The sequence below is a fragment of the Corynebacterium sp. HMSC078H07 genome (genome assembly GCF_001812805.1).
Taxonomy (GTDB): Bacteria; Actinomycetota; Actinomycetes; order Mycobacteriales; family Mycobacteriaceae; genus Corynebacterium.
The window spans coordinates 16,420-31,831 of the sequence record NZ_KV810463.1 but is presented as its reverse complement, the minus strand read 5'-3'; the positions used below and the strand labels follow the sequence as shown (position 1 = coordinate 31,831).

The 15,412-nt window shown below is 62.2% G+C and carries 15 protein-coding genes; 12 read left to right on the top strand and 3 right to left on the bottom strand.

Annotated features, from left to right (window positions below; translation table 11 throughout):
* From HMPREF2875_RS03900 to HMPREF2875_RS03865, 8 genes are all read left to right on the top strand, one after another.
* On the top strand, window positions 1-1,368 hold the full coding sequence (locus tag HMPREF2875_RS03900) for a dipeptidase (RefSeq protein ID WP_070670485.1): 1,368 nt from the start codon (window positions 1-3) through the stop codon (window positions 1,366-1,368).
* Window positions 1,369-1,534: 166 nt separating this feature from the next.
* On the top strand, window positions 1,535-4,432 hold the full coding sequence (locus HMPREF2875_RS03895; RefSeq protein WP_070670482.1) for a Na+/H+ antiporter subunit A: 2,898 nt from the start codon (window positions 1,535-1,537) through the stop codon (window positions 4,430-4,432).
* Window positions 4,432-4,932, top strand: a complete 501-nt coding sequence (locus HMPREF2875_RS03890) for a Na(+)/H(+) antiporter subunit C (RefSeq protein ID WP_070670479.1) — start codon at window positions 4,432-4,434, stop codon at window positions 4,930-4,932. The genes HMPREF2875_RS03895 and HMPREF2875_RS03890 overlap by 1 nt, the downstream gene beginning before the upstream one ends.
* On the top strand, window positions 4,925-6,721 hold the full coding sequence (locus tag HMPREF2875_RS03885) for a Na+/H+ antiporter subunit D (protein ID WP_070670476.1): 1,797 nt from the start codon (window positions 4,925-4,927) through the stop codon (window positions 6,719-6,721). The genes HMPREF2875_RS03890 and HMPREF2875_RS03885 overlap by 8 nt, the downstream gene beginning before the upstream one ends.
* A complete protein-coding gene (locus tag HMPREF2875_RS03880) occupies window positions 6,718-7,236 on the top strand; it encodes a Na+/H+ antiporter subunit E (RefSeq protein ID WP_070670473.1) in 519 nt (172 codons plus the stop codon). Before HMPREF2875_RS03885 ends, HMPREF2875_RS03880 begins: the two co-directional genes overlap by 4 nt.
* Entirely contained in the window at window positions 7,236-7,508 is a 273-nt protein-coding gene (locus tag HMPREF2875_RS03875) for a monovalent cation/H+ antiporter complex subunit F (protein ID WP_039676832.1), read from the top strand. Before HMPREF2875_RS03880 ends, HMPREF2875_RS03875 begins: the two co-directional genes overlap by 1 nt.
* Window positions 7,505-7,885 (top strand): monovalent cation/H(+) antiporter subunit G, encoded by a 381-nt coding sequence (locus tag HMPREF2875_RS03870; protein WP_070670469.1) that lies wholly within the window; start codon window positions 7,505-7,507, stop codon window positions 7,883-7,885. The genes HMPREF2875_RS03875 and HMPREF2875_RS03870 overlap by 4 nt, the downstream gene beginning before the upstream one ends.
* Window positions 7,886-7,968: 83 nt before the next feature.
* Window positions 7,969-9,207 carry a glycosyltransferase 87 family protein gene (locus tag HMPREF2875_RS03865; protein ID WP_070670466.1) on the top strand — a complete coding sequence of 413 codons (1,239 nt, stop codon included), beginning with the start codon at window positions 7,969-7,971 and terminating at the stop codon, window positions 9,205-9,207.
* Here the strand turns inward: HMPREF2875_RS03865 and HMPREF2875_RS03860 are convergent.
* Genes HMPREF2875_RS03860 through HMPREF2875_RS03850 form a run of 3 tightly spaced genes read right to left on the bottom strand, consistent with a single transcriptional unit; the run spans window position 9,204 to window position 11,462 of the window.
* The gene (locus HMPREF2875_RS03860; RefSeq protein WP_070670463.1) at window positions 9,204-10,349 is read right to left on the bottom strand and encodes a glutamate--cysteine ligase; all 1,146 of its coding nucleotides are present in this window, start codon (window positions 10,347-10,349) and stop codon (window positions 9,204-9,206) included. The two genes, HMPREF2875_RS03865 and HMPREF2875_RS03860, sit on opposite strands and share 4 nt — an antisense overlap.
* Window positions 10,350-10,397: 48 nt before the next feature.
* Window positions 10,398-11,153 carry a LytR C-terminal domain-containing protein gene (locus HMPREF2875_RS03855; RefSeq protein WP_141754566.1) on the bottom strand — a complete coding sequence of 252 codons (756 nt, stop codon included), beginning with the start codon at window positions 11,151-11,153 and terminating at the stop codon, window positions 10,398-10,400.
* A gap of 57 nt (window positions 11,154-11,210) precedes the next feature.
* Window positions 11,211-11,462, bottom strand: coding sequence for a DUF3263 domain-containing protein (locus tag HMPREF2875_RS03850; protein WP_070670460.1), 252 nt, complete (start codon window positions 11,460-11,462; stop codon window positions 11,211-11,213).
* 16 nt (window positions 11,463-11,478) lie between these two features.
* On the opposite strand from HMPREF2875_RS03850, the gene HMPREF2875_RS03845 reads away from it, so the two are divergent.
* Genes HMPREF2875_RS03845 through HMPREF2875_RS03830 form a run of 4 tightly spaced genes read left to right on the top strand, consistent with a single transcriptional unit; the run spans window position 11,479 to window position 15,385 of the window.
* Entirely contained in the window at window positions 11,479-12,093 is a 615-nt protein-coding gene (locus HMPREF2875_RS03845; protein ID WP_070670615.1) for a peptide deformylase, read from the top strand.
* Complete coding sequence (locus HMPREF2875_RS03840) at window positions 12,093-13,091, top strand: N-acetylglutamate synthase, CG3035 family (RefSeq protein WP_070670457.1); 999 nt, start codon at window positions 12,093-12,095, stop codon at window positions 13,089-13,091. Before HMPREF2875_RS03845 ends, HMPREF2875_RS03840 begins: the two co-directional genes overlap by 1 nt.
* 5 nt (window positions 13,092-13,096) lie before the next feature.
* Window positions 13,097-13,906, top strand: a complete 810-nt coding sequence (locus HMPREF2875_RS03835) for an exodeoxyribonuclease III (protein WP_070670454.1) — start codon at window positions 13,097-13,099, stop codon at window positions 13,904-13,906.
* A 15-nt stretch (window positions 13,907-13,921) separates the two neighbouring features.
* Entirely contained in the window at window positions 13,922-15,385 is a 1,464-nt protein-coding gene (locus HMPREF2875_RS03830; protein WP_070670451.1) for a phospholipase D-like domain-containing protein, read from the top strand.
* Window positions 15,386-15,412 lie beyond the last annotated feature (27 nt).

Genomic DNA, 15,412 nt, shown 5'->3' with positions numbered 1-15,412 from the left:
ATGACCACTATTTCTGATTTTGTGACCACTGACCGCGACACCATCTTCCGTCAGCTCAGCGAGCTCGTCTCCTTTAATTCCGTCCACAATGAACCAGGCCTGGAGGACCAGACCGCGAAGGCGGCGGAGTGGGTTCACGCCGCGCTTGCCGACGTCGACTTCACCCCCGAAGCCATCACCACTGCTGATGGTTCCACGGCAATCGTCGCCAAGCGCAAGGGCAAGGACGGCGCAAAGACCGTTTTGCTGTACTCGCACTATGACGTCGTGCCTGCCGGCAACCCGGAAGCCTGGGACTCCGATCCTTTCACCCTGACTGAGCACGATGGTCGCTGGTACGGCCGTGGTGCTGCCGACTGCAAGGGCAACGTTGCCATGCATCTGGCAGCCCTGCGCGCTCTGGATGCTGTCGGCGGGACGGACCTCAACCTCACCGTCCTCATCGAGGGCTCAGAGGAGCGCGGCGGCGAGGGCCTGTCTGCACTCATCGAGGAACGCCCGGAGCTTTTTGCTGCCGACGCTATCCTCATCGCTGATGCCGGCAACGCCAAGGTCGGCGTGCCGACGCTGACGACCTCCCTGCGCGGCGGTTCCCAGATCAACGTCAAGGTTTCCACCCTCCACTCGGCTGTGCACTCCGGCCAGTTCGGCGGCGCGGCTCCCGACGCCGTCAAGGCGCTTATGCGCACGCTGGATTCCCTCACGGATGAGTATGGCCGCACGACTATCGACGGCGTCGATTGTGAAGGCACCTGGCCGCTGGCCGAGGGCCAGGACACCGCCTACAGCGAGGAGAACTTCCGCGCTGATGCCCAGATGCTCGACGGTACCGAGGTCATGGGCGCGAAAGACCCAGCCGGCGCCACCGCCATCGCGGACATGATTTGGGCCCGCCCAGCAGTGACCATCACCGGCTTTACCTCAACCCCGGTGGCCGAGGCCGTCAACGCCGTGCCGGCCACCGCAGAGGCCAACATCAACCTGCGCACCCCCGCCACCATGGATCCCCGCGCCACCGCGGAAGCCGTGGCCGAGCACCTGAAGAAACACGTGCCCTGGGGCGCGCACATTGAGGTCACCATTCTCGAGGCCAACCTGGGCTTTGAAACCGACCCGGCCAAGCCCGCCGTCGCGCTGCTCGGCGAGTGCCTCGGCGAGGCCTACGGGGCGGAGACCATCACCCAGGGCATGGGTGGCTCCATCCCGCTAACCGTGGAACTGCAGGACAAGCACCCGAACGCGGAGATTGCTCTCTTTGGCGTCGAGGAGCCGCAGTGCACCATCCACTCCGCCAACGAATCGGTCGACCCGACTGAGATTGAGAAGATTGCCATCGCCGAAGCACTGTTCCTGCAGCGCTTCGCCTAAGGCGCGGTAAGGGGGCCTCTGCCTGCAGGGTGCCCCTATATAACTGTGTGAAAAGAAAAGTGTGAAAATTTAAGCCCCAATCTGTAGGATGAGCACTAGTCAATGCCTGCCATTGCGGTGGGTTTAGCCCCGTCCCAAACCTGGAAAGGACGCCCCCGCAACAACCGTGCTCACTCTCTTCAGCGCCCTGGTTCTCACCACCATCGCCGCTCCTTTTCTCATCTTCTACCTCGGCCGGCGAGCCTTCGGTCTTCTCGCGATTGTGCCCGCCGTCGGGTTCTTTTGGGTGCTACATCAACTCACCGAAGGTACGTTGCGAGACGGCCATCAGCTCGCCTTCGACGCTGAGTGGATGCCCGCCGCGCACCTCGATATCAGCTTCCGCATGGACGCGCTCTCCGCACTGTTCAGCCTTATCGTCCTTGGCGTGGGCGCCTTAGTACTCATCTATTGTTGGGGGTATTTCGACCATTCGCGTCGCCGGCTAGCGCTCTTCGGTGGGCAAATGGTGGGCTTCGCCACGGCCATGTATGGCCTGGTGATTTCCGATAACTTCCTGTTGCTCTACGTCTTCTGGGAAATCACCTCCCTGCTCTCCTTCCTCCTGGTGAGCTACTACGGCGAGCGCGCCTCCTCGCGCCGTGCCGCGCAGCAGGCCCTCATGGTCACCGCCCTCGGCGGCCTCACCATGCTCGTGGGCATTATTCTGCTGGGCCGGCAGACTGGCGCATGGTCCTTCACCGCCATTGCATCCACCGAACAGCTGGCAAACACGCCGTACCTCACCGTGGCCATCGTGCTTATTCTGTGCGGCGCGCTGTCGAAATCCGCTATCGCCCCGGCCCATTTCTGGCTGCCGGGCGCTATGGCCGCCCCGACTCCGGTCTCGGCCTACCTGCACTCCGCTGCCATGGTTAAGGCCGGTATCTACCTTGTGGCACGCTTGGCTCCCTGGGTGCACGACATTTCCACGTGGCACCTCGTGGTGCTGCCCTTGGGTGCTTTCACCATGCTGCTCGGCGGCTGGATGGCGCTCAAGCAGCGCGATCTCAAGCTCATCTTGGCCTACGGTACGGTCTCCCAGCTGGGGTTTATCACCACCATCATTGCCATCGGCTCCCGCGAAGCCATGCAGGCAGGCCTTGCGCTGACCTTTGCGCACTCTCTGTTTAAGGCCGCGCTCTTCATGATTGTTGGTGCGATCGACCATGCGTCGGGAACGAGGGACATCGACAAGCTTGCAGGGCTGGGCAAGAAGAAACCATTCCTGTACATCCTCGCCATCATCCCCGCTATGTCCATGGCGGGTGTCCCACCCCTGTTGGGCTTCGTGTCCAAGGAGGCCACGCTCGAAGCGATTATGGGTGAGGACCTGCTCGTCGGCATGCCACGCAATATGCTCCTCGTGGCCGTCGTCGCGGGTTCCGCACTAACCATGGCCTATGCGCTGCGCTTCCTCTGGGGCGCCTTCGCCGCCAAGGGGCAGGAGGAGCCTTCTGAGGCCGTTGCCGCCATGCACCCGGTGGGTCCTTTCCTGTGGATCCCGCCGGCCGCGCTGACGCTGCTCACCATCTTCTTTGGCCTTTCGCCCACGCCGCTTTCCCACGGCATCACGCAGCACCTCAACAACACCTATGGCGCGGACGAAGCCTCCCACCTCGCACTGTGGCATGGCTGGACCATCCCGTTGCTGCTGTCGGCAGTCATCATTGTCGCCGGTGTGGTGCTGCACTGGCAGCGCCGAGCGCTCGCCAAGGCACAGTTCACCTACCCGGCGCTGGGCTCGGCGGACAAGGCCTACGACACCGTCATCAACTCCCTGCGCCAGCTCTCGCTGCGTACCACTGCCTCGACGCAGCGCGGTTCGCTGCAGTTCAACCTGACGGTCATCTTTGCCACGCTCATGGTGCTGCCCATCATTATGTTGATCCGCGGTGACCTCACCAACGTCCACATGATCGTGGCGGAAAACCCCTGGCAGGCTATCGCCGCGGCCATCATTATCATCGCCGCGGTGGGCGCAACGGTGCTGGATAACCGCCTCTCTGGCGTCATTGTTGTCGGCGTGACCGGCTACGCGCTGTCCTTCATTTTTGCCCTCCATGGTGCACCGGACCTAGCGCTGACGCAGCTGCTGGTGGAGACCATCATCATGGTGCTCTTCATGCTGGTTCTGCGCCGCATGCCCTCCAATACCGAATGGAAGCAGGACCCCAAGATTGGTCGCCTGCGCGCCTGGCTCGCCGTCGGCGTGGGTCTCACGGTGACCGTCGTGGGTATGTTCGCTGTCAACGCGCGCCGCGAGGAACCCATCTCGCAATACATGCCGGAGTTGGCCAAGGAGATTGGCCACGGCGCTAATACCGTCAACGTATTGCTCGTGGACCTGCGTGCGTGGGATACCTTCGGCGAAATCACCGTGCTCATCATCGCCACGACGGGCATTTCCTCGCTCGTCTTCCGCACTCAAAGCTTTGCGCGTGCTTCCCGCCGCCCCACCCTCCGGGTTACGGGCCGCCGCTGGCTGGCCGCGGGCGTGGAATCGGAGAAAGCTCTCAACCGTTCCCTCATGGTGGATGTCAGCACTCGTCTGCTCTTCCCGTCCATGATGGTGCTGTCTCTTTACTTCTTCTTCAGCGGCCACAACGCCCCGGGCGGTGGATTTGCCGGTGGCCTTGTCGCAGCACTTGCGCTGATCCTGCGCTACTTGGCGGGTGGCCGCGCAGAGCTCGAGGAAGCGCTGCCGCTCGACGGCGGCCGCACCATGGCGGTAGGTCTGCTCCTTTCCCTCGGTGCGGTGGTCACCCCGATGTTCTTCGGCTATCCGCCACTGACCACGGCCTATACGAAGTTGCCCATCCCGCTGATTGGGGATGTGTCTCTACCCTCGGCGCTGATTTTCGACGCCGGCGTCTACCTCATCGTCGTGGGCCTCGCGCTCTGCACGTTGACGTCGCTAGGCGCGAAGCTCGATGAGGAAGAGGAGATGCGTAAGCAGCGAGCCCGCGACCGCGCTCGATCCTTGGCCCGCCGCTCAAAGGAGAAAGAGAAAGGACACGCCTAATGGATGCCAATTTGATGCTTCTGCTGGCTGCAGGCGTGCTCTGCGGGGCCGGGGTCTACCTCTTGCTGGACCGCGCGATGACCAAGATGCTGCTCGGCATTTTGTTGCTGGGCAACGGCGCCAACCTCTTCATGCTCATGGCCGGTGGCCAGGCAGGCTCGCCGCCAATCGACGGCCGCACCTCCCGGCCCTACGGCGAACAGATCGCCGACCCACTGGCGCAAGGCATGATCCTCACCGCCATCGTCATTTCCATGGCGCTGACCGGTTTCATCCTGACCTTGGCCTACCGCCAATACCGTTACCGCAGTGCGGACGTTATTGAGGATGACACCGAGGACACCGCTATTGCGGCAATGGCCTCACGCCCAGGCAATGCGTCCGCAGCGCCGGACCATGATGCCTCCAATGACCCGGCCACGGGCCGCGCCACCAAGGAAGGCGACAAGTTTGGTCCGCAGGTCTTTGAGGAACCGGTAAAGGAGGCCAATGATGACTGAGTCCATCGCCTCCGCTGTGCATGCACTGCTGCCCTATGTCAGCTACCTCATTCCGCTGCCGATTATCATTCCGGCGTTCGCGGCCGTCCTCGCCATCTTGTGCTCCCGCAGCGTAAACGCTCAACGCCGCGTTGCGTTCTTCTCCCTGCTCACCTTGGCTGCGGTCAATGCCATGTTGATTTTCATCGCGGATACGGCCGGTATCCAGACCTTGCAGGTGGGCGGCTGGGATGCCCCAGTGGGTATCACGCTGGTGGCAGACCGTTTGTCCACGGTCATGTTGTTCACCTCCTCCGTCGTGCTCTTCTCCGTGATGTGGTACGCCATTTCACAGGGAGTGCGCGATGGCACGAAGGACGAGCCGGTGGCAGTCTTCCTGCCGACGTACATGCTGCTCACCATGGGCGTGAACGTGTCTTTCCTGGCGGGCGACCTGTTCAACCTCTACGTGGGCTTCGAGATTTTCCTCGTGGCCTCCTATGTACTGCTCACGCTGGGCGCAACGGCGGCTCGTGTGCGCGCCGGCGTGGGATACGTCATGGTGTCGATGGCCTCCTCGCTCATCTTCGTGCTGGCCCTGGCCTATGTCTACGCCACGGTGGGAACGATGAACATGGCGCAGATCGGCATCCGCATGGAGGACATCCCCGAGGGAACGCGCACCGCGGTGTTCTCGGTACTGCTCATCGCCTTCGGCATTAAAGCGGCTATCTTCCCGCTGGATGCGTGGCTGCCGGACTCCTACCCCACCGCGCCCTCACTGGTCACCGCGGTGTTTGCGGGCCTGCTCACCAAGGTCGGTGTCTACTCCATCATCCGCGCTCGTACCTCCATCTTTACCAATGGTGGGCTCGATACCCTGCTCATGTGGGTCGCGCTGGCTACCATGCTCGTCGGTATCTTGGGCGCCATTGCCCAATCCGATATCAAGCGTTTGTTGTCCTTTACCTTGGTCAGCCACATCGGCTACATGGTCTTCGGCGTGGCCCTCGGCACCGCACAAGGCTTGTCCGGCGCCATCTTCTACGCCGTGCACCACATTCTGGTGCAAACCACGCTCTTCCTCGTCGTCGGCCTTATCGAGCGCCAGGCCGGAACCTCCTCACTGCGCCGATTGGGATCACTCATCTACAGCGCACCGCTTATCGCCATTTTGTACTTCATTCCGGCGATCAACCTCGGCGGTATTCCGCCGTTCTCCGGCTTCCTGGGCAAGATCATGCTCTTGGAGGCCGGCGCGAACGAGGGCTCTTGGCTGTCCTGGGTGCTTATTGGCGGAGCGATTCTGACGTCGCTGCTGACCCTCTACGTCATGGTGCTGGTCTGGGCCAAGGGCTTCCTGCGTGACCGTGCTGATGCTCCGGAAGGTCACCTGGCGATGGTGCGCCCCTCCCCACTGGGCGAGGTTACCGAGTACGTCGATGTGAAGGAACGCGATGACGTCGGCCGCGTGCCCTTCGGCATGCTGGCCTCCACCAGCCTGCTGGTTATCGCCTCGGTGTCCATGACCTTCCTGGCAGGCCCCATTTCGGGCGTGACTACCCGCGCAGCCACGTCGGCTCAGGATGATTCCATCTACCGCTATGCGGTACTGGGTGATTCCTTTGAGAACCCCACCCGCCACCTCGATCCGAAGGACCGCTACGACAGCGGCGCGGACTCGTTGCAGAACCGCAGCGAGCCCCTGCCGGAGCGAATGCCGGCGGAGCCGACACGGGAGACGTCGGCAAGCGCGACGGCTCCCCTGCCTACCTCCGTAGGCACTGCTGAAGAGGAGGTCGCACGATGAAACTCTCCGGTTTCAAGCACCGCTTCCGGCCCTGGTTCGTGGTGTGGATTGTGGTCATGTGGTGCCTGCTGATGGGTGAGGTAACCGTGGCCAACCTCGTTGGCGGCCTGCTGGTGGGCCTGTTCATCTTCCTGGCGCTACCGCTGCCAGCCATGCCCGTGGAGGGCATTTCGGTGAGCTGGGGCAAGCTCTTTGTCTTTGCCGCCGGCTGGTTCGTCGATCTGCTCGAGGCCTCCATCAAGGTGGGCTGGCTGGCTGTGCGCCCGCAGCCTGTACCCAAGACCGCCATTGTGAAAGTGCCCATGCGCGTGGAGAATGAGTTTGTACTTTCGCTGGCCGTGAGCCTGTACAACCTGCAGCCGGGCGGAACGGTCTCTGATATCGACATTGCCAACCGTATGCTCACCATCCACCTGCTCAACGCCGACTCCGAAGGCCACCTCGAACGCGAAATCGCCGCGGTGCGCAAGTTGGAGGCGGACATGATAGCCATCTTTGAAAGGAGCCACGCCTAATGGATACGGGACTTTATGAAATCCTGCTCACGGTGGCTGCCGGCTTCCTCGTGGTGGCCTTCCTCATCACAACGTGGCGCATCGTCGTCGGCCCCAATTCGCTCGACCGGCTCGTTGCCATGGACGGATTCGTGGCCATGTTCCAATGCGCCATGGCCACCTATATCTGCTGGACACTGGACACGACGGTATCCAACGCCATGCTCGTCGTCGCACTGCTGGGCTTTATCTCCACGGTGTCTGTCACCCGATTTAGGAAGAGGGACTCATAAGTTACGCACTGATTTCCGATATCCTCTCGATCATCCTCATCCTGGTCGGCTCCATCCTTATTCTGGCCGCCGCCATTGGCATCGCGCGGTTTAGTGACACCATGGCGCGCGTACATGCCATTTCCAAGCCACAAACCACCGGGCTCATCTTCACCATTCTGGGCGCGCTCATCAAGGTAACGGGCTCGGAAGATTTCAGCGTGGCGGAGCGCGGAGACTTGGGCGTCCTCATCTTGCTCGTGCTTTTTGCCATGATCACCAGCCCCGTCACCGCGCAGCGAACTACCCGTATTGCCCGCCGCGAGGGCCTCTACGGCACGGCCGAATCGATGACGCGCAATGAGCATCCGGCGACGCGTTCTATGCGCCGAAAATAGTTAACGGTGGTTCGCTCACCTTTAAGGATGCGCTGCTCGTATATTCTCCTAAGGACACATTTCATCATCTGAGGAGAATTTCCGTGAAGAAGCTGCAGGGCATCCCGACGATCTGCGCTGTCCTCGCGCTGGGGATCGCAGTGATGGTCTACCGTATCATCCAGTTCGACGGCCACAAGGCTTTCACATTCATCCTCCCCTTCGACCTGGCCATTTACCGCATGGCGGGCGAGGACCTCAACGCGGGCGGGCTGCTGTACGACGCCCCCTATATCTACGAGTTCCCCTTCACCTACCCGCCGTTTGCGGGCATTCTTTTCCAGGTCCTGCCGTTCTTCAGCAAAGATACTCTCACCATCCTTTGGCCGGCGTTGATGTTCCTGGCGATGCTGGCCATTGTGGTGATGATTTTCCGCGAACGCGGCGTCAAACTCACTCCTGCGGCCATCCTCGTCGCGGTGTTGCTCACTGCGCTGACGCCGGCAAATGAGACGATGCATGGCTCCCTGTACTACGGGCAGGTCAATGTCTTCCTCATGTTCCTCGTGGCTCTAGATTTCTTGCCGATGAAGCGCCGCCTGCCCGGAATTGGCATCGGCCTGGCAGCGGGTATCAAGCTCACGCCGGCCTACATGGGGCTAGCCCTCCTCTTTGAGAAGCGCTGGTGGGCCGCCGTGGGCTCCGTCGTGACCTTCCTGGTCACCGTGGTGCTCGGTTTCATCTTTGTGCCGGATGCCATGACTTTCTGGACCGACGCCATGTTCAATTCCTCCCGCGTCGGTGAACACGCCAACCCCGGGGCAAAGTCGCTACGCTCGCTCATGTTCCGTCTGTGGGGCATCGACGGCGGAATCCTGTGGCTGCTGGCAGTCCTGGTCATCTTCGTGCTCACGTGCCTGGCGCTGCGCACTGCCTACAAGCGCGGCAACCGTACCGCTGCCTTCGCGCTGACGGGTATTAGCACCTGCTTGGTCTCGCCCTTCTCGTGGTACCACCACTTCGTGTGGACCTTGCCCTTTGTGATTATGGTCTTCGTTGCCGTCAACCAGGCGGTGGGCGAGCGCGTTAGCGGTAAGTTTGGCGAGCAGCTCGCCGCCCTGGCCGGGCTGGCCGCCCTCTTCGTGGTGTCCCTGCCCTTCATGTCGGTGCCGGTGTGGTTCTCCATGTCCTCGGCCAACCTCGACTCGATGACGTCCTTCCAGCCGTGGGCGACGTCCCTGTGGACGCTGTCCTGCATCCTCTTCATCGCCGGCTACGCCCTGTGGGGCTTCATCGCCCCGCGCCCGAAGGCCGGCTCGGCGGTTCCGGCGTCGAAGGCTTAGTCCGCAGCGAGCGGCAGCAGCTGCTCCATCTCATCCGAGGTGGCCTTGACCACCTTCTGCCAGCTTCCGGTCTCCTGATGCAGGCGGCGCTGGCGCTCATAACCCGCCCCGCCGTCGATGATGTCTTGCACCAGCTGCAGTTCCTTGGCGCAGCCGAGCTCTTCAGAAAGCGGGCCCAGCTCCACAAGCAGATCCGCTAGCTCGTCCTTGACCCAGCGCTCATCCGTCGCGCGTGAGGTGATGACCAGCGCGTCCATGCCATAGCGCGCGCCACGCCACTTATTCTCGGTCACGTGCCAGGGCTGGAGGGTGGGCAGCTGCTCACCGGCGTCAAGCAGGCGGTCGTAGTAGACGACGAGACAGTGCGTGAGCGCCACGATGGCGGAGAGCTCGCGGAGGTTGGAGGTGGCGTCGGAAATGCGTACCTCCACCGTGCCCCACTTGGAGGCCGGGCGGATATCAAAGTGCATGGAGCCGGTGTGGTTGATGACTCCCGAAATGGCCTGGTCCCGCATGTAGGACTGCCACTGCGCCCAGTCCTCAAACTGATAGGGCATGCCCGCGGTGGGTAGCTGCTGGTACAGCATGGTGCGGTTGGAGGCGTAGCCAGTGTCGAGCCCTTCCCATGCCGGTGAGCAGGCAGAAATCGCCAACAAGTGCGGGTACTTCGTCATCAGGGCGTTGATGATGGGCCACACGCGGTCCTCGTGGCAAATGCCCACGTGCACGTGCGTGCCCCACAGCAGCATCTGCTGCCCCCAATACTGGGTTCGGTTGATGATTTCGGAATAAGCGGGCTTATCGGACACCGGGTTCTTCCGGAAGTCCGTAAAGGGGTGCCCGCCGGAAGCCCAGAGGCGCACGTCCATGGCGTCGGCCGCGTCACGCACTGCGCTAAGCGACGTCTCCAAGTCCCCCATGGCCTCCGGGACCGTTGCGCATACCCCGGTGACGAGCTCCACGGTGTTCTGGAGGAATTCCTTCTCCAGATGCACGTTGGGGTGGGAGGAACGGACGGCATCAATAAGCTCGGCACCACGCGGTACGAGATCCCAGGTCACTGGGTCAACGAGTGCAACCTCCCACTCGACACCGAGCGTGGGCTCAGGGGAGCGGGCGAACTTCTCTTCCGGAATACTCACCTGTCTATCGTATCTGTCAGGTGGATGAATCTAATAAGTTTTTATTCCTTAGGCCTGCGGAACTGCGAGGACCACGACGACAGCGTCGCCCTTGGTGTAGTCGCCGGTCAGCTCGGCCGGGTACGGCGCGATGGCACCGCCCGGAACGTTGCCGCCGTAGTATTGGGCTGCCAGTTCCTTGGCCAAGTTCTCCGCTGCGGCGTCGCCCTCCGGGAAGTAGATGGTGGTCTGCGGTGCGACGAGAACGTCACCGCTCAAGTTGCCCACCTCGGAGACGTTGAACTTCTCGGATTTGAGGCGCTCGGCCTCGTCGGCGGCGTAGTTAGCGCGGCCGGAGTTGTTGTAGACGTTGACCGGGATGTCTGCCTGCTGGCGGTCAGCGGCGGCACCTCCCTCGGAGCGGTCGCCGGCTTCAGCGTCCTTACCTGCGTTGGCATTATCCGCAGCCTTATCTGCGCCTTCGGCGCCATCCGTGCCCTCAGCACCGCCGGCGGTGCTGCCGCCCTCGGCTGCATCCTGCTGGCCACTGGCCGCGCCGCCCTGGTTCTCGCCTTCGGCACCACCGTTAGCGGGGCCGGCAACTGCGGCGTCGTTAGTACCCTCGGAGGCGACATTTTCAGACTTATCGGAGGTCATGGCGTAGAGCCCCCACATGCCGAGCATAACGGCCACGGCGATGAGCACCATGGCGAGGCCGCGCACGGGCAGCTTGGGTGCAGACGCAGCGGTGGAAGCGGGCGCAGCGGAGGCAGGCGCAGCGGAGGAAGCGGGCGAAGCAGAGTTTTCCGGATTCACATTAGTCACACAGGAAACTCTAGTAGCCAAAAGTGGTAGCGCGGCGCATTGCCACGCGCGGCGCGCCTAGTCGCCCGTGGAGCGCGCAGCACGGCGGACGTCCTCGCGGGCGTCGCGAAGCCGGCGCAGGCGAGCAACGAGGAGGGGGTAGGAAGAGTGGGCCGCGGGGACGTCGAGAAGCACGTTAAGGCGCTGGTGATAGCGCACTGGCGAGATGTCCAGCTGCGTGCGGATAGCCTCCTCCTTGGCGCCGATATCACGCGGGGCGTGGGACTCGAACTCCAAAATGGCGGCGTCTAGGTCTGACAGGGACTGCATGCTTAAACTGTATGTCATGACTATTCGTCCCATCGTTATCCACGGCGACCCGGTCCTTCACAATCCGACCGAGCCGGTGACCGAAGCCATCGATTCCCCCGAGCTGCAGGAGCTCATCGCGGACATGCACGAGACCATGGATGCCGCCCACGGCGTAGGCTTGGCCGCCAACCAGGTCGGCGTGAACAAGCGCCTCTTTGTCTACCACTGCCCCGACACCGACGGGCCGAATGGCACCGAGCTGCCTGAGGGCGGCATGCGCCGCGGCTGCGTCATCAACCCGGTGCTGGAAACCTCCGAGATTCCGGAGACCATGCCCGCCGATGACGGCTCCGACGACGAAGGCTGCCTCTCCGTTCCGGGCGAGGGCTTCCCCACCGGCCGCGCTGACTGGGCGCGCGTGACCGGCAAGAACGAAAAAGGCGAGGACATCTCCATCGAGGGCTACGGTTTCTTTGCGCGCATGCTACAGCACGAAACCGGCCACCTCGACGGCTTTGTCTATACCGACGTGCTCACCGGCCGCTACAAGCGCCAGGCCAAGAAGGCCATTAAGCGCAATGGCTGGACCGAAGCCGGCCTCACCTGGTTGCCGGGCGAAGACGAAGATCCCTTCGGACACGACGACTAATGTCTCGCATCTTCCGCTCCGATGACGTCTCCGTGGGCGAGCGCGTCGTGGCCCGGCGCGATTTCGGCGGCGTGCACAGTGACGTGATTGGCCACGTATTAAGCCTTGATCCGCTGGTCATCCGCCCACAAGAAGTGGGCGACTACCCGTCGTCGCTCGACGCCGTGGAGATTCCACCGGAGCAGCTGAAGATTATTAAGCGCCTCTCGCCGCGAACGGTACGCAACTCCGATATCCGCGCCGTTGAGGTCGCCACCGCAGCCGCCTTTCCTGGCAAGGAACATGCGTGGACCTCTGATGGGCAGTGGCTCATGCGCGCAGGTGATGGTGTGACGGGCCGTTCCAACTCGGCTGTGCCTCTCGGCCCGTCTGCAGGTTTCCTCCCCATCCCCATCGAGGAAATCGATGCTTTCTACGACCGCCACGGGCTGCCAACGCGCTTGGCCATCCCGGAGCGCATCGGGAAGTCAGCCGAGAAGCTCGTTGCCGCTGAGCCGGATAGGTGGTCCTTGGAGCCAGAGATTCTCGTCATGGTCCGGAACCTCGAGGATCTGCCGGAGCTTTCCGACGTCCACTTTGTCATCGATGAGCAGCCCGATGATGCCTGGCTCGACCTGTATCATTTCCGCGGCCAGGCGCTCCCGCCGCTAGCGCTGGAGTACCTGCGCAGCCACATTGAGGGCACGATGGGCTTTGGCCGGCTGCTTTCTGATACGGGCGAGACAATTGCGATTACGCGCGGCACGCTCACCGAATCCGGCGATGGCACGGTGTGGCTGGGCTATTCCGCCGTCGAAGTGGCTGAGGGCTGGCGGCGCAAGGGCCTGGGCACTGCCTTGGGCGCACACATGCTCGCGTGGGGCAAAGACAACGGCGCGCAGAAGGCATACTTGCAGGTGATAGCGAACAATACCGCGGGTATCAGACTGTACGAAAAGCTTGGCTTTATTGAGCAGCATCGCCACCGTTACGCCTGCCGCGAGCTTCTAGTACCCTAAATCACATGCGTATCGCTACGTGGAACATCAACTCCGTCCGCACCCGCGCGCACCGCGCGGTGGACCTGCTGGCCAAGCACGACATTGACGTGCTCTGCCTGCAGGAGACCAAGGTGACGGATGAGAAGTTCCCGCGCGAACCTTTCGAAGAAGCCGGCTATCACGTCACATGCCACGGGCTGAACCAATGGAACGGCGTGGCCATTGTGTCTAAGGACGAGCCGGAAGAGGTCCAGACCTTCTTCCCCGGGCAGCCAGGATTTCACAAAGACCCGGCGAAGGAACGCAAACGTGAGGCCCGGGCGGTGTCTGCACGCATCCGCGGAGTGGAAATCTGGTCGCTGTACATCCCGAACGGGCGCGAGATTACGGACCCGCACTACGACTACAAGCTGCAATTCCTCTATGCGCTGGCGCGCTACGTGGAAACTCGCGCGCAATCGAAGCTCCTGCTCACCGGTGACTTCAACATCGCTCCGCGCGATGAAGACGTGTGGGACATCAGCCTCTTCCGCGGCAAGACGCACGTCACCGAACCGGAACGCGCAGCTTTCCAGATGCTCGAGGAAGCTGGCCTGGAGGAAGTCACGCGCCGTTTTACGGCGAAGGAGCGCTGGACGTACTTTGATTACAAGTCGCTGCGTTTCCAGAAGAACGAAGGCATGCGCATCGACTTCCAGCTGGCCAGCGAGCCACTCGCTCGCCTCGTACAAGGCGCCCAGGTGGACCTAGTGGAGCGCGCCGGCGATAAAACCTCAGACCACGTGCCGCTCATCGCAGACTTCGACGTCCCCGATTTCGCTTCAGTGCGCTAGGCGCTCTCAACACTTATGAGCCTCAATATCGATCTCTCCGCCTGGCAGCTGGCACTACTGATCCTTGACTACGGCATCAAGATCATCGCCATCGGCGTCGTGCCTGAAGGGCGCCGCCCATCGAGCTCCACTGCCTGGCTGCTGGCTATTCTCGTGCTGCCCCTCGTGGGCCTGCCGCTCTTCATGCTTATGGGCTCGCCGTACATCAACCGGCGGCGCCACCGCATCCAGCAAGAGGCCAACGAGCTCATCAGTGACGTCACCGCCTCCACCCCCAATCACCCGGAGGGCAGGCTGTCCCCCGAAATCGAATCGCTCATTCAGCTCAACCGCAACCTCACCGGCCACCCGGCGCTCATCGGCCACAACAAGGGGCTCCACGCCTCCTATGATGAGGCCATCATGGCCATGGCCCGGGCCATCGACCGTGCGGAAAAATACGTGCTCATTGAGATTTATATCCAGTCCTGGGATGAGGTCACCGACGTCTTCTTCCAGTCGCTGAAACGTGCCCGCGAGCGCGGCGTGGAGGTCAAACTACTACTGGACCAGATTGGCAGCTACAAGTACAAGGGCTACCGCACGCTGGGCAAACGCCTCACCGCCATTGACGTGGATTGGCGCCTCATGCTGCCGCTACAGCTGCACAAGGGCCGCTTCCGCCGCCCCGATCTGCGCAATCACCGCAAAATCGTGGTCATCGATGGCCATACGGGATTCTTGGGCTCGATGAACATCATTAAGCGCCAGTACAAGACCGAAGACCGCGCGTGGATCGATTACATGGTGGAGCTCACCGGGCCGGTCGTGACCTCGCTGGCCGCAGTGTTTGCGGTGGACTGGTATCTGGAGTCTGAGGAACAGCTCTCCCTCGACATGCAGCCTTATGACGACGCCATGACGGAGGACTCCAACCACCTCCAGCTTGTTCCCTCTGGCCCTGGCTACACGACGGAACCCAACCTGCGCATGTTCAACTCGGTGGTGCACCACGCCAAGGACAAGCTGATTTTGTGCTCGCCGTATTTCATCCCGGATGAATCCCTCCTCGAAGCCGTGACCACCGCCTGCTACCGCGATGTGGAGGTCGACCTCCTCGTCTCAGCGAAGGCCGACCAGTTCATGGTCAACCATGCACAGTCCTCCTACTACCAAGCTCTGTTGGAGGCAGGCGTGCGGATTTTCCAGTTCCCTGAACCTTTCGTGCTGCACTCCAAGTTCATCCTGGCGGATCCCAACCTCCCAGGACGCGATCCGCTGTGTATGTTCGGCTCCTCCAACATGGATATGCGCTCCTTCGGTCTGAACTATGAATCCACCATGCTCGTGGCCAAGGGCGATCTCATCGATGACTTCACCCAGTTGGCCACCAACTACAAGAAGGTCTGCCACGAGCTAACCCTCGAAGAATGGAATAAGCGCGGGCTGTTGCGCCGCTACGTGGATAACGTCATGCGCCTGACCTCGGCGCTGCAGTAGCGTGCGATCACGTGCCCAGTGCTCGCA

Coding starts and splice junctions, on each gene's coding strand:
- HMPREF2875_RS03900 (WP_070670485.1), top strand. CDS start 1: ATGACCACTATTTCTGATTTTGTGACCACTGACCGCGACACCATCTTC.
- HMPREF2875_RS03890 (WP_070670479.1), top strand. CDS start 4,432: ATGGATGCCAATTTGATGCTTCTGCTGGCTGCAGGCGTGCTCTGCGGG.
- HMPREF2875_RS03885 (WP_070670476.1), top strand. CDS start 4,925: ATGACTGAGTCCATCGCCTCCGCTGTGCATGCACTGCTGCCCTATGTC.
- HMPREF2875_RS03880 (WP_070670473.1), top strand. CDS start 6,718: ATGAAACTCTCCGGTTTCAAGCACCGCTTCCGGCCCTGGTTCGTGGTG.
- HMPREF2875_RS03875 (WP_039676832.1), top strand. CDS start 7,236: ATGGATACGGGACTTTATGAAATCCTGCTCACGGTGGCTGCCGGCTTC.
- HMPREF2875_RS03850 (WP_070670460.1), bottom strand. CDS start 11,462: ATGCAGTCCCTGTCAGACCTAGACGCCGCCATTTTGGAGTTCGAGTCC.
- HMPREF2875_RS03845 (WP_070670615.1), top strand. CDS start 11,479: ATGACTATTCGTCCCATCGTTATCCACGGCGACCCGGTCCTTCACAAT.
- HMPREF2875_RS03840 (WP_070670457.1), top strand. CDS start 12,093: ATGTCTCGCATCTTCCGCTCCGATGACGTCTCCGTGGGCGAGCGCGTC.
- HMPREF2875_RS03835 (WP_070670454.1), top strand. CDS start 13,097: ATGCGTATCGCTACGTGGAACATCAACTCCGTCCGCACCCGCGCGCAC.
- HMPREF2875_RS03830 (WP_070670451.1), top strand. CDS start 13,922: ATGAGCCTCAATATCGATCTCTCCGCCTGGCAGCTGGCACTACTGATC.